The organism is Actinoplanes sp. NPDC000266, from assembly GCF_042899005.1.
Taxonomy (GTDB): Bacteria; Actinomycetota; Actinomycetes; order Mycobacteriales; family Micromonosporaceae; genus Actinoplanes.
Genome location: NZ_JBIAZI010000002.1, coordinates 1 through 23,649 on the forward strand (window position 1 = coordinate 1; position 23,649 = coordinate 23,649).

Annotated in this window: 25 protein-coding genes; 9 read left to right on the forward strand and 16 right to left on the reverse strand. The window is 70.5% G+C overall.

The features are described 5' to 3' along the window. Positions 1-454 precede the first annotated feature (454 nt). On the forward strand, positions 455-2,080 hold the full coding sequence (locus ACFY36_RS06345) for an amidohydrolase (RefSeq protein WP_499744864.1): 1,626 nt from the start codon (positions 455-457) through the stop codon (positions 2,078-2,080). Here ACFY36_RS06345 and ACFY36_RS06350 read toward each other — a convergent pair. The 7 genes from ACFY36_RS06350 to pcaH form a co-directional block, all read right to left on the reverse strand. Next, entirely contained in the window at positions 2,035-2,829 is a 795-nt protein-coding gene (locus ACFY36_RS06350; RefSeq protein WP_499744865.1) for a phosphatase PAP2 family protein, read from the reverse strand. The genes ACFY36_RS06345 and ACFY36_RS06350 overlap by 46 nt on opposite strands. Positions 2,830-2,970: 141 nt before the next feature. Next, positions 2,971-3,597: a 3-oxoacid CoA-transferase subunit B gene (locus ACFY36_RS06355; protein WP_499744866.1), complete on the reverse strand. Its 627-nt coding sequence runs from the start codon at positions 3,595-3,597 to the stop codon at positions 2,971-2,973. Continuing rightward, on the reverse strand, positions 3,594-4,250 hold the full coding sequence (locus tag ACFY36_RS06360) for a 3-oxoacid CoA-transferase subunit A (RefSeq protein ID WP_499744867.1): 657 nt from the start codon (positions 4,248-4,250) through the stop codon (positions 3,594-3,596). Before ACFY36_RS06360 ends, ACFY36_RS06355 begins: the two co-directional genes overlap by 4 nt. Then, a complete protein-coding gene (gene pcaDC, locus ACFY36_RS06365) occupies positions 4,247-5,380 on the reverse strand; it encodes a bifunctional 3-oxoadipate enol-lactonase/4-carboxymuconolactone decarboxylase PcaDC (RefSeq protein ID WP_499744868.1) in 1,134 nt (377 codons plus the stop codon). Before pcaDC ends, ACFY36_RS06360 begins: the two co-directional genes overlap by 4 nt. After that, positions 5,374-6,705: a lyase family protein gene (locus ACFY36_RS06370; protein WP_499744869.1), complete on the reverse strand. Its 1,332-nt coding sequence runs from the start codon at positions 6,703-6,705 to the stop codon at positions 5,374-5,376. The genes pcaDC and ACFY36_RS06370 overlap by 7 nt, the downstream gene beginning before the upstream one ends. Continuing rightward, the gene (gene pcaG, locus ACFY36_RS06375; protein WP_499744870.1) at positions 6,702-7,223 is read right to left on the reverse strand and encodes a protocatechuate 3,4-dioxygenase subunit alpha; all 522 of its coding nucleotides are present in this window, start codon (positions 7,221-7,223) and stop codon (positions 6,702-6,704) included. Before pcaG ends, ACFY36_RS06370 begins: the two co-directional genes overlap by 4 nt. Continuing rightward, positions 7,220-7,948 carry a protocatechuate 3,4-dioxygenase subunit beta gene (gene pcaH / locus ACFY36_RS06380; RefSeq protein ID WP_499744871.1) on the reverse strand — a complete coding sequence of 243 codons (729 nt, stop codon included), beginning with the start codon at positions 7,946-7,948 and terminating at the stop codon, positions 7,220-7,222. The genes pcaG and pcaH overlap by 4 nt, the downstream gene beginning before the upstream one ends. Before the next feature lie 82 nt (positions 7,949-8,030). Here pcaH and ACFY36_RS06385 point away from each other — a divergent pair, with 82 nt between their 5' ends. The 5 genes from ACFY36_RS06385 (at position 8,031) to ACFY36_RS06405 (ending at position 12,874) form a co-directional block, all read left to right on the forward strand. Then, positions 8,031-8,774, forward strand: coding sequence for an IclR family transcriptional regulator (locus ACFY36_RS06385; protein WP_499744872.1), 744 nt, complete (start codon positions 8,031-8,033; stop codon positions 8,772-8,774). A 39-nt stretch (positions 8,775-8,813) separates the two neighbouring features. Next, entirely contained in the window at positions 8,814-9,971 is a 1,158-nt protein-coding gene (locus ACFY36_RS06390) for a 4-hydroxybenzoate 3-monooxygenase (protein WP_499744873.1), read from the forward strand. Positions 9,972-10,050: 79 nt separating this feature from the next. Continuing rightward, positions 10,051-11,076, forward strand: a complete 1,026-nt coding sequence (locus tag ACFY36_RS06395) for a permease (protein WP_499745832.1) — start codon at positions 10,051-10,053, stop codon at positions 11,074-11,076. Then, positions 11,073-11,783, forward strand: coding sequence for a TIGR03943 family putative permease subunit (locus tag ACFY36_RS06400; protein WP_499744874.1), 711 nt, complete (start codon positions 11,073-11,075; stop codon positions 11,781-11,783). Before ACFY36_RS06395 ends, ACFY36_RS06400 begins: the two co-directional genes overlap by 4 nt. Beyond that, positions 11,780-12,874 carry a hypothetical protein gene (locus ACFY36_RS06405; RefSeq protein WP_499744875.1) on the forward strand — a complete coding sequence of 365 codons (1,095 nt, stop codon included), beginning with the start codon at positions 11,780-11,782 and terminating at the stop codon, positions 12,872-12,874. The genes ACFY36_RS06400 and ACFY36_RS06405 overlap by 4 nt, the downstream gene beginning before the upstream one ends. A 65-nt stretch (positions 12,875-12,939) precedes the next feature. Here ACFY36_RS06405 and ACFY36_RS06410 read toward each other — a convergent pair whose 3' ends face one another. From ACFY36_RS06410 to ACFY36_RS06430, 5 genes are all read right to left on the reverse strand, one after another. Continuing rightward, on the reverse strand, positions 12,940-13,902 hold the full coding sequence (locus ACFY36_RS06410) for a hypothetical protein (RefSeq protein ID WP_499744876.1): 963 nt from the start codon (positions 13,900-13,902) through the stop codon (positions 12,940-12,942). Continuing rightward, positions 13,899-15,506: a hypothetical protein gene (locus tag ACFY36_RS06415; RefSeq protein WP_499744877.1), complete on the reverse strand. Its 1,608-nt coding sequence runs from the start codon at positions 15,504-15,506 to the stop codon at positions 13,899-13,901. Before ACFY36_RS06415 ends, ACFY36_RS06410 begins: the two co-directional genes overlap by 4 nt. A gap of 69 nt (positions 15,507-15,575) precedes the next feature. Next, on the reverse strand, positions 15,576-16,766 hold the full coding sequence (locus tag ACFY36_RS06420) for an RNA polymerase sigma factor (RefSeq protein ID WP_499744878.1): 1,191 nt from the start codon (positions 16,764-16,766) through the stop codon (positions 15,576-15,578). Next, positions 16,763-17,134 carry a YciI family protein gene (locus ACFY36_RS06425; RefSeq protein WP_498687819.1) on the reverse strand — a complete coding sequence of 124 codons (372 nt, stop codon included), beginning with the start codon at positions 17,132-17,134 and terminating at the stop codon, positions 16,763-16,765. The genes ACFY36_RS06420 and ACFY36_RS06425 overlap by 4 nt, the downstream gene beginning before the upstream one ends. A gap of 64 nt (positions 17,135-17,198) precedes the next feature. Then, positions 17,199-17,462, reverse strand: a complete 264-nt coding sequence (locus ACFY36_RS06430; RefSeq protein WP_499744879.1) for a GlsB/YeaQ/YmgE family stress response membrane protein — start codon at positions 17,460-17,462, stop codon at positions 17,199-17,201. Positions 17,463-17,515: 53 nt separating this feature from the next. Here ACFY36_RS06430 and ACFY36_RS06435 point away from each other — a divergent pair, with 53 nt between their 5' ends. After that, positions 17,516-18,238, forward strand: a complete 723-nt coding sequence (locus tag ACFY36_RS06435; protein ID WP_499744880.1) for an MFS transporter — start codon at positions 17,516-17,518, stop codon at positions 18,236-18,238. Positions 18,239-18,345: 107 nt separating this feature from the next. On the opposite strand, the gene ACFY36_RS06440 is transcribed toward ACFY36_RS06435, so the two are convergent. The 4 genes from ACFY36_RS06440 to ACFY36_RS06455 are packed head-to-tail and all read right to left on the reverse strand — an operon-like array spanning position 18,346 to position 21,637. Continuing rightward, positions 18,346-19,131 (reverse strand): ABC transporter ATP-binding protein, encoded by a 786-nt coding sequence (locus tag ACFY36_RS06440; RefSeq protein ID WP_499744881.1) that lies wholly within the window; start codon positions 19,129-19,131, stop codon positions 18,346-18,348. Between the two features lie 9 nt (positions 19,132-19,140). After that, the gene (locus ACFY36_RS06445; RefSeq protein ID WP_499744882.1) at positions 19,141-19,905 is read right to left on the reverse strand and encodes an ABC transporter permease; all 765 of its coding nucleotides are present in this window, start codon (positions 19,903-19,905) and stop codon (positions 19,141-19,143) included. Then, positions 19,902-20,672, reverse strand: coding sequence for an ABC transporter permease (locus ACFY36_RS06450; RefSeq protein ID WP_499744883.1), 771 nt, complete (start codon positions 20,670-20,672; stop codon positions 19,902-19,904). Before ACFY36_RS06450 ends, ACFY36_RS06445 begins: the two co-directional genes overlap by 4 nt. Next, positions 20,669-21,637 carry an ABC transporter substrate-binding protein gene (locus ACFY36_RS06455; protein ID WP_499744884.1) on the reverse strand — a complete coding sequence of 323 codons (969 nt, stop codon included), beginning with the start codon at positions 21,635-21,637 and terminating at the stop codon, positions 20,669-20,671. The genes ACFY36_RS06450 and ACFY36_RS06455 overlap by 4 nt, the downstream gene beginning before the upstream one ends. A gap of 123 nt (positions 21,638-21,760) precedes the next feature. Between ACFY36_RS06455 and ACFY36_RS06460 the strand changes: the two genes are divergently transcribed. Then, positions 21,761-22,534, forward strand: a complete 774-nt coding sequence (locus ACFY36_RS06460) for an IclR family transcriptional regulator domain-containing protein (protein WP_499744885.1) — start codon at positions 21,761-21,763, stop codon at positions 22,532-22,534. 34 nt (positions 22,535-22,568) lie between these two features. After that, entirely contained in the window at positions 22,569-23,636 is a 1,068-nt protein-coding gene (locus ACFY36_RS06465) for a hypothetical protein (protein WP_499744886.1), read from the forward strand. Positions 23,637-23,649 lie beyond the last annotated feature (13 nt).

The following is a 23,649-nucleotide window of genomic DNA, read 5'->3' on the forward strand; positions in this document are numbered from 1 at the left end:
GAATCTCCCACCGACATCCAAAGACGCCGGCCGGGGTATTACTTAATTGGCACTGGCTTATCAAGCACCCTGTTGAGTTCTCAAAGAACAACCGCTACCCGGTTAACCACCCCGGGGCGCTTGCAATACTTTACCCGCCGTTTCCCGTTCCGCCAAATTCAGCGTTTCCAGAAAACCGTGGGCACCACGCATCATCACGACCCGCAAAGAGCCGATCAGACTTTCATGATTTCCGTCAGGACGGCCGCGCCGGGCCCCCGCAGAGTTGCCTCAAACCGGGTCCCGCTCGCTCGCCCGTCTCCCTGGCGGCTCGGAAAACATTACTCCTAGATCCCCGCAACGCCAAATCGGGGCCCGAAAGAGTGCGGAGGCCCAGGCCGCAGCCCATGTCAACACCGTTGACTCCATCGGGACCAGGTGATGGGATGCCTGGGACACCCAAGGAGGAGCGCTCATGGCGTACGCGGACCTGGTCTTCGTCAATGGTCCTGTCTTCACCGACGACGGCTTCGACACCGCCCTGGCGGTACGCGACGGCCGCATCACCGCTCTCGGCGGCGACGCCGTCGAACTGCGCGGCCCCAGGACCGAGACCGTCGACCTCGCCGGCCGCCTCCTGATCCCCGGCTTCCAGGACGCCCACATCCACGCCGTCATGGGCGGCGTCGAACTCGGCCAGTGCGACCTCACCGGCACCACCGACCGCGACGAGTACCTGCGCCGGATCCGGAAGTACGCCGACGACAACCCCGGCCGCGAATGGATCGTCGGCGGCGGCTGGTCGATGGAGAGCTTCGAGAACGGCATCCCCGACCGCCATCTGCTCGACGCCGCCGTCCCCGACCGCCCCGTCTATCTCCTCAACCGCGACCACCACGCCGCCTGGGTCAACACCCGGGCCCTCGAGTACGCCGGCATCACCCGCGACACCCCCGATCCCGACACCGGCCGGATCGACCGTGACGAGCACGGCGACCCCGTGGGCGCTCTCCAGGAGGGTGCCATGTCCCTCGTCGACGTCCCGGCCGCGACCGACGAGGAGCGGCTGGCCGGTCTCCTACGGGCTCAGACCCTGCTCCATTCGCTCGGCATCACGGCCTGGCAGGACGCCATGGTGGCCGCTTCCAACGGCTATGACGACATTTCGCAGGCGTACGAGCAAGCAGCCCGGACGAACGCACTCACCGCAACCGTCGTCGGCGCTCTGTGGTGGGACCGCGATCGGGGGGCCGAGCAGATCCCCGAGTTGATCGCCAAGCGCGAGCGCCTCACGATCGGCCGGCTGCGCTGCTCGTCGATCAAGCTGATGCTGGACGGGATCGCCGAGAACTTCACCGCCGCCATGACCGCGCCCTACCGCGACTCCTGCGGGTGTACTACCTCGAACCGCGGCCTGGACTTCATCGACCCCGAGGCACTCAAGGGCTATGTGACCGAGCTCGACGCCCTCGGCTTCCAGACCCACTTCCACGCCCTCGGTGACCAGGCCGTCCGCAACGCCCTGAACGCTGTCGAGGCCGCCCGCGCCGCCAACGGCCACCGTGACACTCGTCCGCATCTGGCCCATCTTCAGGTAGTACACCCGGACGATGTACGCAGGTTCGCCGCGCTCGGCGCCGTCGCCAACATGCAGCCCTACTGGGCTGCTCACGAGCCGCAGATGGACGAGCTCACCATTCCGTTCCTCGACCCGGACCTGGCCCGATGGCAGTACCCGTTCGGCGATCTCCACCGGTCCGGCGCCCGGCTGGCCGGTGGTAGTGACTGGCCGGTCAGCACACCCGATCCGATCCAGGGCATCCACGTCGCGGTCAACCGCGTGCTGCCCGAGGAGGACCGCGAGAGGTTCCTTGAAGATCAAGCCCTTGATTTGCGTACGGCTGTGAGCGCTTACACGAGCGGAACGGCCTACGTGAACCATCTCGACGACACCGGAAGCCTGCGCGCCGGCATGCGCGCCGATCTGGTCGTCCTGAACCGTGATCCGTTCGCCGGCCCGGCCGCGGAGATCGCCGGCACCGCGGTGGCGCAGACCTACGTCGACGGCAGGCGGGTGTTCGACTCCTCGGAGGCGCGCTGAACGGGCACGACGTGAGGCCAGACGGGCGCCGGCTCCAGGACGGCGGGCGCCGGCTCCGCAGCGGCCGGCACCACAGGTCGCGGCACCAGCGCCAGGACCACCGCGAGCAGCCCCACGGCCGCGACCGCGTCCACCCAGTAGTGGTTGCCGGTCACCACCACGACGAACAGCGTGATCACCGGGTGGGCCAGCCACACCCAGCGCCACCGGTGACCGGCCGAGGCCGCCACCAGGGCCAGTGCCACCACCACAGCCCAGCCGACGTGCAGGGACGGCATTGCCGCGTACTGGTTGCTGAGGGTGTCGGTGCTCGGGGAGCCGTACACCGAAGGCCCGAAGAGACGTCCCGTGTCGACCATGCCGGCCGGGGTGAGCATGCGCGGCGGCGCCAGCGGATAGAGCGCGTGCACCACCAGGGCGAACGCCGTCAAGGTGGCCAGCGTGCGCCGCATCCACAGGTAGATCTCGGGGCGCTTCACGTACATCCAGATCAGCGTGATCGCCGTGGCCGGGAAGTGCACGTAGGCGTAGAAGCAGTTCGCCGCCCGTACCCAGAAGGTGTGTGACAGCAGCGATCCTTGCAGCGCCGACTCGCTGGGCAGATGCAGCAGCCGTTCGAAGTCCCAGATCGAGGCGGCGTTGCGCATCGCCTCGTCGACGTGGCCCTCGACCAGGATGCGGCCGAACTTGTAGGCGAGAAACAGCACGGCGACGAGAAGTAACTCGCGCGCCGCGCGTCGGGCAGCCACCCTGTTCACCTGGCACCTCCGGACGAGCCCGCGGGACGCGATCAAGTCCCCAGCATCATCCAGATCTTGCAGGCCACGCAAATTTTTACGGAGAGAAGTCAGTCACCCTCACAGGGTCATCTCAGCAAAGTAAAAGGGACGTCAGATCAGAGGGACGTCCAGCCGGGCCGCAAGCTCCTCGGTCGTTGTGCCGAACGTCTCCACGACCTGGACGCCCTGCGGGGACAGCGCGAACGTCGCCACGTCGGTGTAGACCCGGCTCACGCAGGCCTTGCCGGTCAGCGGATAGGTGCACGAGGGCACCAGCTTCGGCTTACCGTCCTTGGCGAACAGGCTCATCATCACGAATACCTGCTTGGCCCCGATGGCCAGGTCCATCGCCCCGCCGACGGCCGGGATGGCGTCGGCGGCGCCGGTGGACCAGTTGGCCAGGTCGCCCGAGGCGGAGACCTGGAAGGCGCCCATGATGCAGACGTCGAGGTGACCGCCGCGCATCATCGCGAACGAGTCGGCGTGGTGGAAGTACGAGGCGCCGGGCAGCTCGGTCACCGGCTGTTTGCCGGCATTCGTCAGGTCGGGGTCGATGTCGTCGCCGGTGGCCACCGGGCCCATGTTCAGCATGCCGTTCTCGGTGTGCAGCACGACCCCGCTGCCGGTCCGCAGATAGGACGCGACCATGGTCGGCTGCCCGATGCCGAGATTCACGTACGAGCCGTCCGGAATGTCCCGGGCGACGATCTCGGCCATCTCCTCGCGCGTAAGGCTCACGTCACCACCAGCCGATTCACGTAGATGGCGGGCGTCACGACGGCTTCCGGATCAAGCTCGCCCACGGCCACGACCGAAGACACCTGTGCGATGGTCACGGCAGCCGCAGTCGCCATGACCGGCCCGAAGTTCCGGGCGGTTTTCCGATAGACGAGATTGCCCATCCTGTCGGATTTATAGGCCTTGATGAGGGCGACGTCCCCTCGGATCGGATATTCCAACAGATACTCCCGGCCGTCGATGACCCGCACCTCTTTGCCCTCGGCGAGCGGTGTTCCCACGGCCGTCGGGCTGTAGAAAGCGCCGATCCCCGCTCCGGCCGCCCGCATCCGCTCGGCCAGATTGCCCTGAGGCACGACCTCGAGCTCGATTTTGCCGGCCCGGTACAGCCCGTCGAAAACCCATGAATCGGACTGCCGGGGAAAAGAGCAAATGACTTTTCGTACGCGTCCGGCGGCCAGCAAAGCAGCGAGCCCGGTGTCCCCATTACCCGCGTTGTTGCTGACGATCGTCAGGTCGGAGGCACCGTGCTCGATGAGCGCGTCGATCAGCTCCACCGGCATGCCGGCCATCCCGAAGCCGCCCACCAGCACGGTGTCGCCGTCCGCGACGGCCTCGACCGCTTCGAGCGCCGGCATGATCACCGCGGTCACTCGGACAGGACTTTCTGGGCGATACGAAACGCGGTGTTGGCGGCCGGAACGCCGCAATAGATCGCGGTCTGCAACAACACTTCCTTGATCTCGTCGTCGGTGAGCCCGTTGCGCCGCGCCGCGCGCACATGCATGGCCAGCTCCTCCTGATGTCCCAGGGCGACCAGCGCGGTCAAGGTGATCATCGACCGGCTGCGGCGGTCAAGGCCGGGCCGGGTCCAGATCTCACCCCAGGCGTACGCCGTGATGAGCTCCTGAAAATCGCGGGTGAACGGCGTCGTCGCGGCGACGGCGCGGTCCACGTGCTCGTCGCCCAGCACCTGACGGCGTACGGCCATGCCCGCCTCTCGAACGCGCTCCAGGGTGGCCGGTCCGCCGAAGTGCTCGTCGAGCAGCCCGGCGACCAGCTCCGGCTGCTCGGCCGGGGCGAGATGGGCGACGTCCTCGAGCACGACCAGGCGGCCGTCGCGGACCTCGGAGGCGATCTGCGCGAGCCCCTCGGGCGGGGTCGGCTGGTCGACCGCGCCGGCGATGGCGAGAACGGGCGCGCTGATCTCGGCCAGCCGCGGCCGCACGTCGAAGGCGGCCAGGGCCTCGCAGGTCAGCGCGTAACTCTCCCGGTCGACGGCGCGCAACGCGTCCAGCAGGGCCCCGGCGACGGCGGGCTGCCGCTGCGGAAAGTTCGGGGCGAACCAGCGCTGGAGAGAGCCGGCGACGACCGCGTGAGTTCCTTCCGCTCGTACGGTCTCGGCCCGCTGCCGCCAGCCCGCGGCCTCCCCGATCTTCGCGCCGGTGCAGATCAGGGCGGCCGACTCGACCCGTTTGGGCGCGTCGAGCAGCAACTGCAACCCGACGGCCCCGCCCACGGAGTCGCCGGCATAGCGGAACGGTGACCCGGGCCGGATCTCGTCGGCCAGGGCGAGTACGTCCCGGGCCAGGTCGGCGATGCTGAAAGCGCCGTCGGCGGGAGCGCCGCGGCCGTGACCGGGCAGATCCCAGCCCACGACGTGGTGTCCCTTGATCAGCCGGGCGCATCGGGCCCACAGCGCCTGGACCGACGTGCCGAGCGACGGCCCGACCAGCAGAAGGGGACGGTCGGGCGCGTCGGCCAGAACGGTGGATGTCAGCAAGGCTTCTCCGCGGCTCGGGCCAGTACGGCATCGATGATCTCGTCGGTGGCCCCCAGGTAGGGCCCGGACTCCGAGGCGTACTTCCGCTGCTCGGCGTCGATACCCGGGCGGGCCTCGGCGAGGATCGTGGCCATCCGGACGGCGTCGACGCGCAGGCCGGCGAGCAGGCCGGCGGTCTGGGAGCCGGCCACGATCGTGCGGCGGGCGAGCGTCCGCAACGTCGACCACTCGACGTGCCAGGAGCCGTCGGGGCGTTCGTCGACGGCGTTCGCGGCGGCGAGGTGCAGGGTCATGGCCAGGGGTGGCGCGGCGAGGGCGGCCCGGCGGATCAGGACCGACAGGACGGGGTTCTGCTTGTTGGGCATGGCCGAGGAGCCGCCGCCCTGGGCCTCGGCCAGTTCGCCGATCTCGGGACGGGAGCCCACCAGCACGTCGTTGGCGATCTTCCCCCAGGCGTCGGTGCAGGTCACGAGCGCGTCGCCGAAGCGGGTGAAAGGTGCCCGGCTCGTATGCCACGGCTCGCGCAGAGGCAACCCAAGAACCGAGGCCGTGGTGGCGACGAGCTCGCGGGCCTTGGCCGTGCTCCCGGCCAGGGCGGTCGGGGCGGCCAGGCTGCCGGCGGCGCCCCCGATCTGGATCGGCAGCCCGGCGGCGTGCAGGGCGTCGCGCGCGTCGAGGACACCTTGGAGCCAGCCCGCGACCTTGAGACCGAAAGTGATCGGCACGGCGTGCTGCGTCAGGGTGCGGCCGGCCATGTCGGTCCCGCGATGCCGGTCGGCGAGGTCGGACAGCGTGGTGACCTGCTCCGCGAGATCGGCCCGGATCCGGGCGGCGGCGTCGTTGAGCACGAGCACCATCGCCGAGTCCAGAACATCCTGGCTGGTCAGGCCGGCGTGGATATGTCGGATATCGGAGCGTTCCCGGAGAAGCTTCACGAGGGGGATGACCGGGTTGCCGCCCGCTTCCGCGTCCCGCGCGAGGCCGGCCAGGTCCGCCGCGCCTACTAAGTCGGATAAGTCGGGCAGGCGCGGGCTGGCCGATGAGGCGGTGGAGGTGGGCGCGGTTGGCAAGGCCGCGGTGGGGGTGGGCGCGGTGGTGGCCGCGGGCGCCGTGGGAGTGGGCGCGGTCATGGATGGGGGCGCGGGCGCGGTGGAGTTGGGCGCGGTGGGATCGAGCGGAGGGTGGTCGGGCGCGGCGACGGTGAGGCCGTGGTGGTGTAAGGCGGCCAACCAGGCTGACTCGACCCTGAGCAGGGCGGTCAGGACGGCCTCGTCGGTGCAGAAGGGGTCGGCTCTTGTGTCGCCGGGCCAGAGCAGGTCGCTCATGTGGCCTGGCCGGGGAACGTCAGGAACACCGTCTCACCCTCGCCCTGCAGTCGGATGTCGAAGCGCAGGCCCCGCTCTTCACGGGTGGTGATCAGCGTATCCCGCCGGTCCGGCGAAAGCCCCTCGAGAAACGCGTCGAGCTGATCCGACGGCAGGTAGGCACGGGTGAACAGGCGGTCCAGCAGACCCCGGGCGAAGACCGTGACCGCGAAGAACGACGGCGGCTCCAGCGTCGTGAACCAGTAGTGGCCGTCCGGGTCGGTCTGTGCGCGGCCCCAGCCGGTGAAGGTCCACCCGTCGCGCTTGATCGATCCGCCCACCCTCGGCACGGCGCCGGACGGGTCGGCCTGCCAGATCTCGATCACGGCGTCGGGCACCCCGTTGCCCTGGCCGTCGGTGACCCGGCCGTGCAGGCGTACGGCGTCCGGCCGCCCGGGCGGCACGAGCTCGTTGTCACCCTCGTACGGAAGCCCCAGATGGAAGAACGGCCCGACAGTCTGCCCCGGAGCGTGCGTCACTGTTCTTCCTCCAGCGGAGTGCGGTGGGTGCCGGTCAGGACGATGTCCCACCGATATCCGAGGCTGTACTCGGGCGTGGTCAGCTCGTGGTCGTACGACGCCAGCAGGGCCTCGCGGGCCTTCGGGTCGGTGATCGACTGATAGATCGGGTCGAGGTCGAACAGCGGATCGTTCGGGAAGTACATCTGGGTGACCAGGCGCTGCGTGAAATCCGTGCCGAACAGCGAGAAGTGGATGTGCGCCGGCCGCCAGGCGTTGAGGTGGTTGCGCCACGGATACGGGCCGGGCTTGATGGTCTGGAAGCGGTACGTGCCGTTCTCGTCGGTCAGGCAGCGGCCCGCGCCCACGAAGTTCGGGTCGAGCGGGGCCGGATGCTGATCGCGCTGGTGCCAGTAGCGGCCGGACGCGTTCGCCTGCCAGATCTCCACGAGCTGGTGACGGACCGGATTGCCCTGGCCGTCGACGACACGGCCGGTCACCACCATGCGCTCACCGAGCGGTTCCCCCGCGCGCTGGATCGTCAGGTCGGCCTCGTCGGCGGCGACGTCGCGGCTGCTGAAGCAGGGCGCCCACAGCTCGACCCCCTCGGGGTCGGCCAGGACCAGGTCCCTCGTCGGGTGACGCAGCACGCTGCTGCGGTACGGCGGGTAGTCGAGTTGCGGCTGCGGCCCGCCGCGGCCGCGGAGCTCGGCTATCTCCCGGCTGATGTCGGCCTGAGTTTCCACACCGGGGACGCTAGACCGAGGGCGGTCCCGAGACGATACTTTCCTTCCATTGAACGGAAGCTGGACGGAAGGGAGGGCATCGATGGGCGCGACTGTCACCTCCCGGGTGCTCGATCTTCTCGGCGCCTTCGACCCCGATCACCGCAGCCTCACCCTCAGCGACCTGTCCCGCCGGGCCGGCCTGCCGCTGGCCACCGCGCATCGCCTGATCGGTGAGCTGACCCGCTGGGGCGCGCTGACCAGGCTCCCGACCGGCGAATACGTGATCGGCCGCCGCCTGTGGGACCTCGGCCTGCTCTCCCCCGTGCAGTCCGGGCTGCGCCAGGCCGCCTCGCCGTTCCTGCACGATCTCTACGGCGCAACCCTGGCCACGGTGCATCTCGCGGTCCGCGACGGCGTCGAGGTGCTCTACGTCGACCGGCTGGCCGGGCACGTCTCGGTCCCGGTGGTCAGCAAGATCGGCTCGCGACTTCCGCTGCACGCGACGGGGGTGGGCAAGGTCCTTCTGGCGTACGCCCCGGAGGACGTACGCACAGAAGCGTTTTCGCGTCTGACAAGGGTCACGCCCTACACGATCACCCAGCCGTCCCTGCTCGCCGACCAGCTGAAACGCGTGCGTACGGCCGGTTACGCCACGACCGGCGAGGAGATGAGCCTGGGCGCGTGCTCGGTGGCCGTGCCCGTGCGCGGCGAGGCCGAGCAGGTGGTGGCGGCGCTGGGCATCGTCGTGCCGGATCTGCGCCGGGAACAGGCGCGGCTGATCTCGGCGCTCCAGGTGGCCGCGCGGGGCATCGGGCGTACGCTGGCTTCCGCTCAGTGGAAATAGGCCCTTGCCGCGGGGGCGCGCCTGCCGTTGGCTGAGCCCATGCGCACCCAGGTCGCCATCATCGGCGCCGGCCCGGCCGGACTGCTCCTCGCCCATCTCCTGCACCGCGGCGGCGTCGAGGCGGTGGTGCTCGAGACCCGCTCCCAGGAGTACGTGGCCTCGCGCATCCGCGCCGGCATCCTCGAGAGCTCCAGCGTCGAGCTTCTGGAATCGGTCGGGCTGGGCGACCGGCTGCGGGCCGAGGGACACGAGCACCGGGGCATCTACCTGCAATGGCCGGGCGAGCGGCACCACCTCGACTTCGTCGGCCTGACCGGGCGCAGCGTCTGGGTGTACGGGCAGACCGAGGTGCAGAAGGATCTGGTCGCGGCCGGCACCGCCGCGGTGTTCTACGAGGTCACCGACGTGGAGCTGCACGACGTGGAGTCGGACCGGCCGTACGTGACCTTCGTGGACGCCGAGGGCGCCGGGCAACGGCTCGACGCGGACACGATCGCGGGCTGCGACGGGTCGTTCGGTCCCTCGCGGCACGCGGTGCCCGCACAGACCTTCGAGCGCGTCTATCCGTACAGCTGGCTCGGCATTCTGGCCGATGTGGCGCCCTCGACCGATGAGCTGATCTACGCCTGGCACCCGAACGGGTTCGCCCTGCACTCGATGCGGTCGGAGACGGTGAGCCGGCTCTATCTCCAGGTGCCGAACGGAACGGATCCGGCGTCCTGGCCCGACGACCGCGTCTGGGAGGAGCTGGCGACCCGGCTCGGGCACGGGCAGGACGGCTGGAAGCTGACGCCGGGCCCGATCACCGACAAGAGCGTCCTGCCGATGCGCAGCTACGTGCAGACCCCGATGCGACACGGACGGGTGTTTCTGGCCGGGGACGCGGCCCACATCGTGCCGCCGACCGGGGCCAAGGGGCTCAATCTGGCCATCGCCGACGTCACGCTGCTCAGCCGGGCGCTGATCGCGTTGCTGCTGCGGAACGACTCGGGGCCCGCCGAGGCGTACTCGGACGACGCTCTTCGCCGCGTCTGGCGCTGCACGCATTTCTCCTGGTGGATGACGACGATGCTGCACACCAGCGGTGACCCGTTCGACGCCCAGCTGCAGCTGTCGCAGCTGCGGTGGGTGGCGTCGAGCGAGGCCGGCGCGCGGGGCCTGGCCGAGAACTACGCGGGCCTGCCGATCGGCTTCTGACACATGCACTGATTGACATATGCGCAGGTTATTCCCGCGATGAGGTGCGGTATGTTGGGCGGCGGCCGACCCCATGGGAGTGATCTTGACCCGCCTCCAGGACATCGACTGGAATGAGCCCGCGCCCGCACCCGCACCCGCTCCTCCCACGAAGGAGCGGAAGATCGGCTCGCTGGAGGTGCTGGCCGGGCTGCTCGTACTGCTGGTGCTCTTCCGCGAGCAGCTGGCCGGGCTGGTCGACGGCGCCCGGCTGCAGACCTGGACCACGGTCTTCGTGTCGGTGCTGGTGCAGGCGGCGCCATTCCTGGTCTTCGGGGTGGCGCTGTCGGCGGTGATCGCGGTCTTCGTGCCGCGCTCGTTCTGGGCGCGGGCGCTGCCGAAGCACCCGGCGCTCGCGGTGCCGGCGGCCGGCCTGGCCGGGGTGGCGCTGCCCGGCTGCGAGTGCGGCAGCGTGCCGATCGCCGGGTCGCTGATCCGGCGCGGGGTCACGCCCGCCGCCGCGCTGGCCTTCCTGCTGGCCGCGCCCGCGATCAACCCGATCGTGCTGACCGCCACCGTGATCGCGTTCCCCGGGCGGCCGGAGATGGCGGTCGCCCGTGGCGTGGCCAGCCTGTTCGTCGCCGTACTCATGGGCTGGCTCTGGCTCCGCCTCGGCAAGCAGGAGTGGATCAGGCTGCCGCACCGCCCCGAGCTCGACGACCTCTCCAAGGCGCGGGCGTTCTGGGCGGCCTGCCGGCACGACGTCATGCACGCGGGCGGCTTCCTGGTGATCGGCGCGGCCGCGGCGGCGACGATCAACGTGATCGTCCCGGCCGCGTGGCTGCAGAGCCTGGCCGACAACGCCGTGCTGTCGGTGATCGCGCTGGCCGTGCTGGCCGTGCTGCTGTCGATCTGCAGCGAGGCCGACGCGTTCGTGGCGGCGTCGCTGTCGCAGTTCTCGCTGACGTCACGGCTGGTCTTCCTGGTGGTCGGCCCGATGGTCGACCTCAAGCTGATCTCGATGCAGGCCGGCGTCTTCGGCCGCCGTTTCGCGTTCCGCTTCGCGCCGGCGACGTTCGTCGCGGCGCTGGGCGTCGGCGCGGGTGTGGGGGCGATCTTCCTATGAGCAAACTTACTCAGGCCGTTGTGATGCTCCTGTTCGGCGGGGCGATCCTGCGGGCTTCGTTCACCGACCTTTATTTGCGGTACGTCAAGGAGGGGCTCCGTCCGTTTCTGATCGGGGCGGGGCTGCTGCTGGTGGCGGCGGCCGTGATGACCCTCTGGTACTCGTTCCGCTCCCCCGCCGACTCCGACCACTCGGGCCATGATCATCACGAGCCTCGGGTGGGATGGCTGCTCATCCTGCCCGTGCTGGGGCTGCTGCTCGTGGCGCCACCGGCACTCGGTTCCTACGCCGCTTCCCAGGCCGGCAGCGTCACCGCGGCATCTCTCGACAATTCGGACTATCCGCCGCTACCGGAGGGCTCCCCGGTCGACGTCGGGCTGGTGGACTACGCGTCGCGGGCCCTGTACGACGCGGGCAAGAGCATGCAGGACCGGGACGTGCGGCTCACCGGCTTCATCACGACCGCGCCCGACGGCAAGCCGATGCTGGCCCGGATCGTGCTGTCCTGCTGCGCCGCCGACGGCCGCCCCATCAAGATCGGGCTGAGCGGCCGCGCCCCGATCGACGTGCCGGCCGACACGTGGGTCGCGGTGACCGGCGCCTACACGCCCGAGAAGGGCAAGGACCCGGTGAACAACGTCGACGTGGCCTACCTCGAGGTGAAGACCTGGGAAGAGGTCCCCGAGCCGAAGCAGCCGTACGCATGAGCCTGCTCTCCCCGCGGCGCCTGTCCGGCGCCGCTCTCTCCGTCGCGCTCACCGCCGGGGCGTTCCTCATCATCGGTACGCCGGGCACGTCCACCCCCACGCCACCACCTGCCCGGGCCTCGGCCGCCGTCGCCTGGCCGGCCGCGGCCCGCGCCGACCTCCCGGCCGGGCTGCCCGACGGCCCGCTCTTCAACCCGTCGATCTTCCTGGACGCGACCACCGCGGTCGGCACCGCGCCCACCCCCGGCGGCGACGAGGCCCGGCTGCTGCTGCGCTCCGGCGCCCAGATCCGGGAGCTGCGCCGGGTACCGCTCGACGGGAACCCGCAGTTCGAGGCGTTCACGGTCAGCGGCGACCAGCTGTTCTGGACCGAGTCCACGGCCGGCTCGACCACGGTGAAGATCTGGACCGCGAACCTGTCCGGCAACACCGCCCGCCTGCTCACGGCCGACACCGGGAACGCGGTCTTCTACGGCAATCAGTACGACCTGGTGGTCGCCGACGGCCGCGTCCACTGGACCGCCGCCCCGGCCAAGGGCGACTCCACGAAGGAGACCGAGATCCGCTCGGTCGCGGTGACCGGCGGCCCGGTCCGCGTGAGGCTCGAGCCCGGCCAGTGGTCCCTGTCGGCCTGGCCGTGGCTGGTCGACGACGGCAGCGCCTCGGGCACCCCGCGCCTGCGCAACATGGCGACCACCCGCGACCGCGAGATCGTCAGCACCGGAACCGAACAGCTGACCTGCGGCCCGGTGTGGTGCCGCTCGATGGTCCTGGGCGGCGACGTGGTGGCCCGCATCGACCTGGTCCGCCCCGACGGCACGGAACGCCGCCGCATCGCCGGCGGCGCCGCCCAGTCGGCCATCACCGACGTGGCCGTCCTCGACCGCTTCGAGATCCTGGCCGAGCCCACCGGCGAGACCGACCTGACGGGCGTGGCCGCCCTGGTCGTCTACGACGTGGCCACCGGCCGCACCATCGACGTGGCCCCCAACGCCGACGGCGCCTTCTCCCGGGGCGGCATGCTGTGGTGGTCCACCAGCACCGCCAACGACGAGATCACCTGGCACTCCCTGGACCTGCGCACGGTCTGATCCGCTACTCGGGCATCAGGCCGGTGCCCTTGCCGATAGCCGGCCTGCGCACGCCGCCCTGACGCTCACCGCGGCTGGCGAGTGACGGCGTCCACGTAGACGAAGCCGCCCGAGTAGGGGCGGGTCGTCAGGCGGATCCGGTAGATGCCGGGATCGGCGAAGCAGAGCGGGCTGCGGGCTCCGGCCGGCACGGGACCGGCGGGCGTGGTGAAGGTGACAGTGGAGCGGTTGTCCACGTAGGCGCAGGCGCCGGGGCGGATGCGCAGCCACTCGGGATGGAAGCGGTCGGTGCGCACGATCGTCACCGGGGCGCCCGGACGGGACAGCGCTCCGGCCAGGCGCTGGTCGGCCGGAACGTTCCAGGGCTGCTGCCAGGCCAGGACCACCGCCACCGCGAGGGCGAGGGTCGCGGTGACCCGGAGGCGGGGCAGGGCCGCGGCCGTACGGTCGAAATGACGGACGAGATAGCCCAGCGGCCAGCCGTAGAAGACGTGGGCCCCGAGCGCGATGACGATCGGAACCAGCCGGCCGCTGAGGCCGTACCGGTCGGCGAACGGGCTCAGCAGGGCGACCGTCTCCAGAAACAGGCCCCAGGCGACGCCGAACAGGACCGGGCGGCGGGCGAAGAGGACGGCGAAGGCGATGCCGAAGGTCACGCCGTTGGACAGGTGATAGAGCCAGCCCAGCGTTGAGGTCAGGGGTGAGGAGAACGCGGCGTCGGCGATGAGGAGGCCGTACGTCTCGATGGGGGCGAAAACGCGCTGACCGGTGAGCGCCACGGGGACGCGGACGACGTCGTAACCCACGAGGCCGGCCAGTCCGGCGACGGCGCCGACGCGGATCCTGGCCCGCAGGTCCGGATCGACGCGGGGAAGGGTCGCGGCCACGGCCAGCACGATCATCGACGGCACCGAGACGAACCAGAAGACGATGTGCATCGGCGCGAGGCCGTAGAGGTCGGCCAGCAGCGCGGCGATGGAGCCGCCGGCCAGCAGGAACACCGCCAGGCGCGGCAGCCGGGTCTTCACTGCCGTCCCGGTGGGACCGGCGGCCGGGGCCGGCGCGGAGGAGGATCCGCAGGGCCGTCCCCGGGGCGCGGCGGTCGTCGGCGTGGCCGGTTCTCGCGGTCGGGAGCATCGGGAAGGAAGTCGTCGAGGTCGTCCCACGGTCTGCCTCGGCCATGGGAGCCGCCGTGGTCGGGTGGGTGCGGGATGGGGTGTACGCCTCGGGCCGCCCCCTCGGCCGACGCGGACCTGTAGACGTGCCCCTGCTCGGCGTTCCCGGGGTCGTAGGAGGACGACCGGTAGACCGTGCCGCGATCCGGCTGGGCGGAGGGCTCCGGCTGATGATGATGCGGCTCCGGCTGATGATGCGGCTCCGGCTGGAGGTGCCGCTCGGGCTGATGATGCGGCTCGGGTTGGTGATGCGGCTCGGGTTGGTAATGCGGCTCGGCCTGAGGATAGGAAGCCGGCTGGCGATGAGGATCGGGCTGAGGCTCGGGCCGGGAGGGGGCGGGCCGAGGGGAAGGCTGGCGCCGGGGTCGCGCGTGGTGACGGGGCTGGGGCTCCGGCGGGCCGGGCAACGGACCGGGCGGCTGGGGGTGCGGGGGCCACAGGCCGGCGCCGGGATCGGGCGGGCGGGGGTCGGTGCGGGACAGGGCGGCCGACGCGCCCGCGGCGCCCAGGCCCAGGCCCACGAGCGCGCCCACCGCGGCGGCGGAAGCGCCGATGGAGCCTCGCACCAGCACGTGGCCGGCGCCGTCGGACTGGAACCAGGCGAGCACCCCCTCCAGGCCCAGGCCGGAGCACGCGCGGCCGTCGGCGGTGACGCACTCGGACCAGCCGCCGTCGTCGGCGTACGCGCCGCGGATCCGGATCGCCTGGACCGTGGCCACCGCCGCGAACAGGACCGCGGGGCCGGGCATCCGGGAGCCCCGGGCCAGGGTCACCGAGACCAGGGCGGCGAAGACGCCGCCCAGGAACTTGAAGGCCCAGCTGTCGATGAGGCCGTCGAGCAGCAGGCCGATGCTCTCGCCGAACATCACCATGAACGGGTTGACCATCGCGTCGAGCCGGGGCCGGGCCTGGCGGGCCAGGATGCCGCACAGGCCACGCCACACCCGTACGAGCGCGAAATTGAGAATGACACCGACCGGCGACGTGGCCAGGGCCAGCAGCACCAGGCTGAGCAGGATCGCGGCCGCCGAGGAGATCAGGGTGGCGATCACCAGCGCCACCGCCATCCCCCACAGCAGCATCGCGAAGGCACCGGGGCGGCTGGCCGTCATGGCCTCGGCGAAGCGCCGGGGCAGGACCGCCACGTCGGCCCGGAAGGCGGTCCAGCCACGCGTCCAGGCGTACGTGACCACGCCGCTGACGAAGGTGAACAGGATCAGCCAGAACAGGGCGTTCAGCGAGTGGCCGTCGGCCGTCGCGGTCGTGCCCGTGCCCTCGGCCGCGCTGCCCTCCAGGCCGACCGCCATCGCGTACGTGTTCCAGGCCCAGCCGGTGAGGAAGGCCAGCGCGCTGAGCAGCAGGGTCAGGCGCCAATGGGTGCGCGTCCACTGCCGCCACTGTGCGAGGACGTCGCGGGTCCACCGCATGCTGTCCTGGAACGACATGGTCTCGGCCATGCTGATCACCCACTCGAGGGCGCCGACGAGCCGACCGTAAGCACCGGCAAGGCGCCGGGGCAGTCGCCTTTACGTCGGTGCCGAAGGGTGACACCGGGCCGCGCGGGATTCCAGGTAGCGCTGTTCGGCCTGGCTCGTCGTGGCTTTGGCGGCGCGCCGGTAGAGGTCGTGGGCGGCGGCCCGGTCGCCGGCCTTCCCCAGCAGGTGGGCCCGCACCGAGAGGAGGCGGTGGTGGCGGGCCATCCGGTCGTCGGCGTCCAGGCCGGCCATCAGGGACAGGCCGGCCCGCGGGCCCTCGATCTCGGCCAGGGCGACGGCCCGGTTGAGGGTGACCATCGGGTTGGGGGCGACCCGGTCCAGGATCAGGTAGAGGGCGTGCACCTGCCGCCAGTCGGTCTCGCCGGCCGTGGCGGCGTCGGCGTGGGTGGCGGCGATGGCCGCCTGCAGGAGATAGGGCCCGAGGGCGGGGCCGGCCAGAGCCGTCCTGACCAGGTCCATGCCTTCGACGATCAAGGACCGGTCCCAGGCCGTACGGTCCTGCTCGTCCAGGGGGATCAGGTCGCCCGCCGGCGTCGTGCGGGTCGCGCGCCGGGAGTGTGTCAGCAGCATCAGCGCGAGCAGGCCGGTCGCCTCGCTGTCGGCGGGCCGCTGGGCGTGTACGGCGCGGGCCAGGCGGATGGCCTCGGTCGCCAGGTCGGCCCGGTGGACGGCGGTGTAGCCCTCGTTGAAGATCAGATAGAGCACGTGCAGGACCGCGGAGAGCGGCGCCGGCTCTCTGAACGTGCTCCCGGCGTCCTTGATGAGGCGCTTGGCCCGGCTGATCCGTACGGCCATGGTGGACTCGGGCACCAGGAAGGCACGGGCGATCTCGGCCGTGGTCAGGCCGCCGACCGCGCGCAGGGTGAGCGCGATCTGCGAGCCGGGCGTGAGCGCCGGATGGCAGCACAGGACCAGCAGCGTGAGCGTGTCGTCGGTGTCCGGCACCTCCGCGGCGACCGTGGCGAGCGAGTCGGCGGTCTCGCGGGAGCGGCGGGCGACGTCGCTGCGCAGCTGGTCGATCAGCCGCCGGGAGGCGACCGTCGTGAGCCAGCCGCGCGGGTTGGCCGGCACGCCGCCGGCCGGCCACTGCACCGCGGCGGCCAGGACCGCCTCCTGCACGGCGTCCTCGCAGTCCTCGAAGCAGCCGTAGCGGCGGACCAGCGTTCCGAGGACCTGCGGCGTGTGCTCGCGCAGCAGGTCCTCGATCGCCGAGCGGGTCACGCCTCGAGCGCCCCGTCGTAGAACATGACCGGGCGCACCTCGACCGCGAGGCCGGCCAGGGCGGCGTCCGGAACGCGGGCGGCGATCTCGAGGGCCCGCTCCCGGCTCTCGCAGTCGACCAGGTAGAAGCCGCCCAGATACTCCTTGGCCTCGGCGAACGGACCGTCGGTGACGACGGTCCGGCCGTCGCGGACCGAGACCACGGCCGACTGGGACGGGTCGGCCAGGGCCTGGGTCAGGATCAGCTCGCCGGACTCCTTCAGCTCGGCCAGCAGGGCGCCGTGGCCGTCACCGATCGCCGCCTTCTCCTCGTCGGTCAGCGCGTCCAGGACGGCCGGGTTGATGTGCATGCCGATGACGAACTTCATCGTGAGCTCCTCTTCTGTGCAGTGTCACCCGTGAGTCGGAGCCACCGATGAAGTCTTTACACGCTCAGGGCCGTCGCCGGACGCCGGCCACCAGAGCGACGCCGCCGGCGGCCAGCGCGATCTGCAGGATCAACTCGATCCAGTCGATGCCCCGCGTGTCGTCGACACCGACCGCGGCCGCGATGAAGGTGCCGATGAGGGCGGCCACGATGCCGATGAGCAGGGTGAGCCAGATAGGGATGTTCTGCTTGCCCGGAACGACCAGGCGCCCCAGCGCTCCGATGATGAGACCGATGATGATGGCGGTAAAGATCCCGGTGATCTCCATGCTGCCTCCCGAGTGGTCCGCTTCAGCATGAACCTCCGGCACCAGCGCCACTAGTGCCGCTCGGGCCGCGCCGCCTCGGTGACCTTGGTCAGCACCTCCTTGAGGGTCTTCAGCTCCCCGGCGGTGAGCGCGCCCGCCAGGGCCGCGTCGAGGCCGGCCTGCTCACCGCCGCGCCGACGGCGGGCCTGCTCGCCACGCTGATCGCCTGGGGCGCGGCGGCCGACCGCTGGGGCGAGCGGGTCGTCCTGTCCACGGGGCTCGCCCTGGCCGGCGCGTTCCTGCTGGTCGCGGCCCGGCTCGACGGGACGGCGCCGTTGGCCGTGGCGTTCCTGCCGGCCGGCGCGGCCGGGGCGGCGGTGCACGCCTCGAGCGGGCGGCTGATCCTGGGCTGGTTCGCGGCCCACGAGCGGGGACTGGCCATGGGCCTGCGCCAGACCGCGCAGCCGCTCGGCGTCGGTGTCGCCGCGCTCGTCCTGCCGGCGCTGGCCATCGCCGGGGCGCTGACCTTCCTGGGGGCGTTCTGCTGGGTCGCGGCCCTGCTGGTCGTCGTCTTCGTCCGTGACCCGGCCGCCCCGGGATCAGCCGGCCCGGCCGAGCCGACGGGCTCGCCCTATCGGACGCCGTTCCTGTGGCGGATCCACGCGGCGAGCGCGCTGCTGATCGTCCCGCAGTTCACGGTGGCCACGTTCGCGCTGGTCTTCCTGGTCGAGGCGCACGGGTGGGCGCCGTCGGAGGCCGGCCCCCTGCGCTGCCCACAAAGACACCGCGACCCCTGAGGACATTGCCGGCAAACGCACAGCAGGCCCCGACGACGCCGCCCGCGGAGCCGCCGCCTCCACTAACGCCGCGGCCTCCGGCGGCGCCGGCCTGGACGGTGGTGGTCTCAGCCGATAGAGGCCGGGCGGCCCCGCTTCGCTGCCTGGATCTGCTCGTAGACGTGGGTGCGGAGCTCGGTGAAGCGGGGATCGGCCCGGGTGTGCAGCTGGTCGCGCTCGGCCGGGAGGTCGACCGTGATCTCGTCCTGGACGACCGTGGGTGACGACGACAGCATGATGACGCGGCGGCCCAGGTAGACCGCCTCGTCGATGTCGTGGGTGATGAACAGGACCGTCACCTTCAGGCGCTGCCAGAGGGCGCGGACCAGGTCTTCCAGGTCGGCCCGGGTCTGCGCGTCGACCGCCGCGAACGGCTCGTCCATGAGCAGGGTCGACGGCTCGTAGGCGACCGCCCGCGCGATGGCCACGCGCTGCTGCATGCCGCCGGAGAGCTGCCAGGGGTACGCCGACTCGGTGCCGGCCAGGCCCACCGCCTCCAGCGCCTGGTCGACCAGCTCGTCGCGGCGCTGGCGCGGCACCCGCTTCTGCTTGAGCGGCAGCGCGACGTTGTCGCGCACCGTCATCCACGGGAACAGGCTCCGGCCGTACTCCTGGAAGACCATGGCCAGACCCGGCGGCGGGCCGCTGACCTCGTGCCCGTCGAGTTTGACCGTGCCCGAGGTCTGCGTGAGCAGGCCGGCGATGCAGCGCAGCAGCGTGGTCTTGCCGCAGCCGGACGGGCCGACCAGGCAGACCAGGTCGCCGTTGTCGACGGTGAACGTCAGGTCGCGCAGCGCCTCGACCTCGCGGCCGCCCGTGCTGTAGACCTTGCGCAATCCCTGCACTTCAAGCATGGCGATCCCTCATGACTTGCGCTGCGCGTCGCGCAGACCGTGGTACCAGCGGAGCGCCCGCCCCTCGGCGAGCCGGAACAGCAGGGACAGCGCGAAGCCGAGCAGGCCGAGCAGGATGATCCCGCTCCACATCTCGGGGATGGCGAAGCTGCGCTGGAACTGCACGATGGTGAAGCCGAGGCCGTTGCTGGCCGCGAACATCTCGCTGATCACCATCAGGATGATCGCGATGGAGAGCGCCTGCCGCAGCCCGGCCGCGATCTGCGGCGAGGCGGACGGGAGGATCACCGTACGAATCCACGCGAGACCTCGTACGCCATAAGCCTTTGCGGTGTCGAGCTGGACCGAGTCGACTGCCCGGACCCCCTCGACGGTGTTGAGCAGGATGGGCCATACGCAGCCGAAGACGATCACGATGATCTTCATGCCGTTGCCGATGCCGGCGAACAGCATGATCACCGGGACGAGGACGGGCGGCGGGATCGCGCGGAAGAACTCGAGGACGGGCTCGACGGTCGCCCTCAGCCGCCGATTGAGTCCGATCGCGACGCCCATCGCGATGCCGAGAATGGCCGCTAGGATATATCCGGACAAAAGCCGAAGAAGGCTTGGGAGTACGTCGGCGCGGAGGCGCTCCGGCGTCCACGTGTCCACGAAGGCCCGCAGGATGTCCCGCAGCGGCGGCGCGTAGAAGTTCTCGCTGCCGTTGCTGAGCACGAACCAGCCGAGCAGCAACAAAAGGGGCAGACCGGCGACGTACAGGAAACGCTTCATGCCGGGACCTCCCCGCGAACGGACTGATGCCACGACAGCGAGCGGCGCTCGAACACCCGCGCGGCCAGGTTGATGGCCACGCCGAGCAGGCCGGTGACCGCGATCAGGGCGTACATGTCCGGGACCGCGCCCGAGGTCTGCGCCACCGCGATCAGCTTGCCCAGGCCGGGCGCGCCGATGACCAGCTCGGCCGTGACCGCGAGGACCAGGGCGACCGAGGCGGCCAGGCGGATGCCGGTGAAGACGTACGGCAGGGCGGTCGGCCACAGCACGTTGCGGATGCGGGCCCACGTGCTGAAGCGGAAGCTGCGCGCGGTCTCGTCGGCGATCGGGTCGACGTCGGCCACGCCGTACAGCACCTGGACCAGAACCTGCCAGAACGAGGCGTAGACGACCAGCAGCAGCACCGAGCCGAGGTCGGTGCCGTAGAGCAGGACCGCGAGCGGGATCAGGGCCACCGACGGGATCGGGCGCAGGAACTCGATGGTGGACGCGGTGGCGGCCCGCAGCACGGGCACCGCGCCGACCACGATGCCGATCATCACGCCGGCGACCACGGCGATCAGCAGGCCGAGGGCCCACCCGGTCAGGGTGTCGCCGACGGCCTGCCAGAACGCCGTGGTGCCGAGCTCGTCGGCCAGCGCCGCCGCGATCTCGGTGGTGGGCGGCAGATAACTGTCGTCCACCAGCCCGAGTCGCGGCAGCAGCTCGATGACGAGGAGCAGCCCGGCCAGCCCGGCCAGGCCGAGCAGAGCCTTGGACCTCACGGCAACAGCTTCGCCAGGTCAGGCGTCTTGCCGTCGAAGATGCCGTCCTTGGCCCCGAGGTCGGCCAGCGTCTGCACCGAGTCCTTGTTGATCTCGGTCGGCCACTTCGGGAGGATCATCGCGGCCCGCGTCTTCTCATCGATCTTGGTGTACGTGCCGAGGACCGCCCGCACCTCGTCGGGGTGCGCGTCGGCGTACGCGAGCGACTCGTTGATCGCCTCGGTGAAGCGCTTGACCAGGTCGGCGTCCTCGCCCTCGAGCTTGGTCGAGGTGAAGTAGGCGGCCACCGACAGGTTGGGCGCGGCGTCGACGAAGTTGGAGGCGACGAGCCGGGCGCCGGCCGCCTTGGCCTGCGAGAGCTGCGGTTCGACGAGCCAGGACGCCTCCACCTGCCCGCCGGCGAGAGCCGCCGGCGCGTTCGGGAAGGGCATCTCGACGAAATTGATCTTCGACGGGTCGCCGCCGGCCTTGCGCACCGACTCGCGGACCGTGGTGTCGCCGATGTTCTTCAGCGTGTTCACCGAGATCTTCTTGCCGGCCAGGTCGGCCGCGGTCTTGACCGGGCTGTTCGCGTTCACCACCACGCCGCCGAAGTCCTTGCCCTGCTCGCCGACCGAGGAGACGCCGGCCGAGACAGCCTTGATCGGCACGTTCTTCGTCTGCGCCAGCAGCAGCGAGGTGAAGTTGCTGAAGCCGAACTGGAACTGGCCGCTGACCACGCCGGGCACGATGGCGGCGCCGCCCTGGCCGCTCTCCATCGTCAGATTGATCTTGCGGTTGGTGAAGAAGCCCTTCTGCTGCCCCAGATAGATCGGGGCCACGTCGACGATCGGGATGACACCGACCTTGACCTGGTCGACGCCGCTGCTGTCGGTGGAGCCGGCGGTGCCGTCGTCCGACGATCCACACGCTCCCGTGCCGGCGATGAGCGCCGCTATAGCTACACCTATCAGGACACGCCGCATAACGTTCCTCCGGTTGAGGCTGTGCTTTTTCTGGTGTGCGCATTGCGAACAAGAGTTCTCATGGAGAACGCTAGGATGTGCCCCGTGTCACGTCAACGATCTTTATCAATTGGATAGCAAGCTATGAGGGAACCCCATCACGTCCAGTCCCTGGAGCGCGGCCTCGCGGTCATCCGCGCCTTCGACGCCGAGCACACCGAGCTCACCCTGAGCGAGGTCGCGAGGATCTGCGGCCTCACCCGGGCCGCCGCGCGCCGCTTCCTGCTGACCTTGGCCGACCTGGGATACGTGCGGACGGACGGGCGGCTCTTCTCGCTGACACCCCGCGTGCTCGATCTGGGATACGCCTATCTGTCGAGCCTGACGCTGCCGGACGTGGCCGCTCCCCACCTGGAGAGGCTGGCCGCCGAGCTGCACGAGTCGTCGTCGCTCTCCGTTCTCGACGGTGATGACATCGTCTATGTGGCGCGGGTGCCCACCTCGCGGATCATGGCGGTCGCCATCACCGTGGGCACGCGGTTTCCGGCGTACGCGACGTCGATGGGACGCGTGCTGCTGGCCGGATCCTCCAATTTAGACGCCTACCTCGCTCGTGTCCGCCCCGAAAAGCTGACGAACCGGACGATCTCATCGGCCTCATCGCTGCGAACGGAGATCGACAAGGTACGAACGCAGGGCTACTCGATCGTCGACCAGGAACTCGAGGAGGGGCTGCGGGCGATCGCGGCGCCGATCCACGACCGCTCGGGCACGGTGGCCGGCGCGGTGAACGTCTCGGTGCAGGCGGCCCGGGCCACCGTCGACGTGATGCGGCGCCGTTTCCTGCCGCCGCTGCTCGCCACGGCCGCCGCCATCGACGCCGACCTCCGGCGCACCGCAATCATCCGGATCGGGTGAGGCGCGGCGCGCCCGGCGCAACGACGGTCTATGCATGAGCGCCGGGGCGACAGCAGTGTTCCTGGCAGTGGTGGCTGCCCGCTTCATCGTCCCGCTGTTCATCCCGAGGTTCCCGCTGCCGGCCATCGTCGCCGCGCTGGTCCTCGACGGCGTCGACCAGACGATCTTCCAGACCTTCGGGTACGACCCGCCGGGCTACCAGAACTACGACAAGGCGATGGACGTCTATTACCTGGCCATCGCCTATCTGGCCACGCTGCGCAACTGGACCAGCATGCCGGCCGTCGGGATCGCCCGGTTCCTGTACTTCTACCGGCTGGCCGGGGTCGTCCTGTTCGAGTTCACCGGCTGGCGGGCCATCCTGCTGATCTTCCCCAACACCTTCGAGTACTTCTTCATCGCGTACGAGATAGTCCGCCTGCGCTGGAACCCCACCCGGTACGGCTTCCGGTGGTGGTGCCTGCTGGCCGCGGCCATCTGGATCTTCGTGAAGCTGCCGCAGGAGTGGTGGATCCACATCGCCCAGCTCGACGTCACCGACACCGTGGCCGCCTATCCGGTCGCCGCCGCGGTGGTCGCCCTGATCGCCGTAGGCCTGGCCGTCGGCGTGTGGATCTGGGCCCGCCCGCGCCTGCCGCGCCCGGACTGGTCGTGGCACGTGCACGCGGATCCACTGCCTTCGCACGTCGACAGGACGCCGCGGGTGCTCTCCGCCGCCACCCTGGAGAAGGTGGTCCTGATCGGCCTGCTCAGCGTGATCTTCGGCGAGCTCCTGCCGGATCTCCGCTCGACCGGGCTCGAACTCTTCCTCGGCATCGCCGCCTTCGTCGTGGTGAACGCGGCCATCACCCTCGGGGTCGCCGGGACCTCGTTCAGGCCGGCCACCATGGCCGGAGCCTTCGCCGCCCGGCTGGTGCTGAACACCGTGCTCGTCATCGTCGCCGCGTGGCTGCTGGGCCGCGGCGACCTCAACGTGGGCGCCACCCTCTTCTTCGTCGTGCTCCTGAGCCTTCTCACGCTCCTCGACGACCGCTACCGCCCGGCATACGAGCGCCGAAAGTTTCGGGAATCCGCCGTTGTGTCTTCCGGAACAAGTCGTTAAAGTTTCGATCGAT

Bases quoted from the DNA above. Each gene is read 5' to 3' on its own strand.
- ACFY36_RS06345 (WP_499744864.1), top strand. From the start codon at position 455: ATGGCGTACGCGGACCTGGTCTTCGTCAATGGTCCTGTCTTCACCGAC.
- ACFY36_RS06370 (WP_499744869.1), bottom strand. From the start codon at position 6,705: ATGAGCGACCTGCTCTGGCCCGGCGACACAAGAGCCGACCCCTTCTGC.
- ACFY36_RS06385 (WP_499744872.1), top strand. From the start codon at position 8,031: ATGGGCGCGACTGTCACCTCCCGGGTGCTCGATCTTCTCGGCGCCTTC.
- ACFY36_RS06390 (WP_499744873.1), top strand. From the start codon at position 8,814: ATGCGCACCCAGGTCGCCATCATCGGCGCCGGCCCGGCCGGACTGCTC.
- ACFY36_RS06400 (WP_499744874.1), top strand. From the start codon at position 11,073: ATGAGCAAACTTACTCAGGCCGTTGTGATGCTCCTGTTCGGCGGGGCG.
- ACFY36_RS06405 (WP_499744875.1), top strand. From the start codon at position 11,780: ATGAGCCTGCTCTCCCCGCGGCGCCTGTCCGGCGCCGCTCTCTCCGTC.
- ACFY36_RS06415 (WP_499744877.1), bottom strand. From the start codon at position 15,506: ATGGCCGAGACCATGTCGTTCCAGGACAGCATGCGGTGGACCCGCGAC.
- ACFY36_RS06425 (WP_498687819.1), bottom strand. From the start codon at position 17,134: ATGAAGTTCGTCATCGGCATGCACATCAACCCGGCCGTCCTGGACGCG.
- ACFY36_RS06430 (WP_499744879.1), bottom strand. From the start codon at position 17,462: ATGGAGATCACCGGGATCTTTACCGCCATCATCATCGGTCTCATCATC.
- ACFY36_RS06440 (WP_499744881.1), bottom strand. From the start codon at position 19,131: ATGCTTGAAGTGCAGGGATTGCGCAAGGTCTACAGCACGGGCGGCCGC.
- ACFY36_RS06445 (WP_499744882.1), bottom strand. From the start codon at position 19,905: ATGAAGCGTTTCCTGTACGTCGCCGGTCTGCCCCTTTTGTTGCTGCTC.
- ACFY36_RS06455 (WP_499744884.1), bottom strand. From the start codon at position 21,637: ATGCGGCGTGTCCTGATAGGTGTAGCTATAGCGGCGCTCATCGCCGGC.
- ACFY36_RS06460 (WP_499744885.1), top strand. From the start codon at position 21,761: ATGAGGGAACCCCATCACGTCCAGTCCCTGGAGCGCGGCCTCGCGGTC.
- ACFY36_RS06465 (WP_499744886.1), top strand. From the start codon at position 22,569: ATGAGCGCCGGGGCGACAGCAGTGTTCCTGGCAGTGGTGGCTGCCCGC.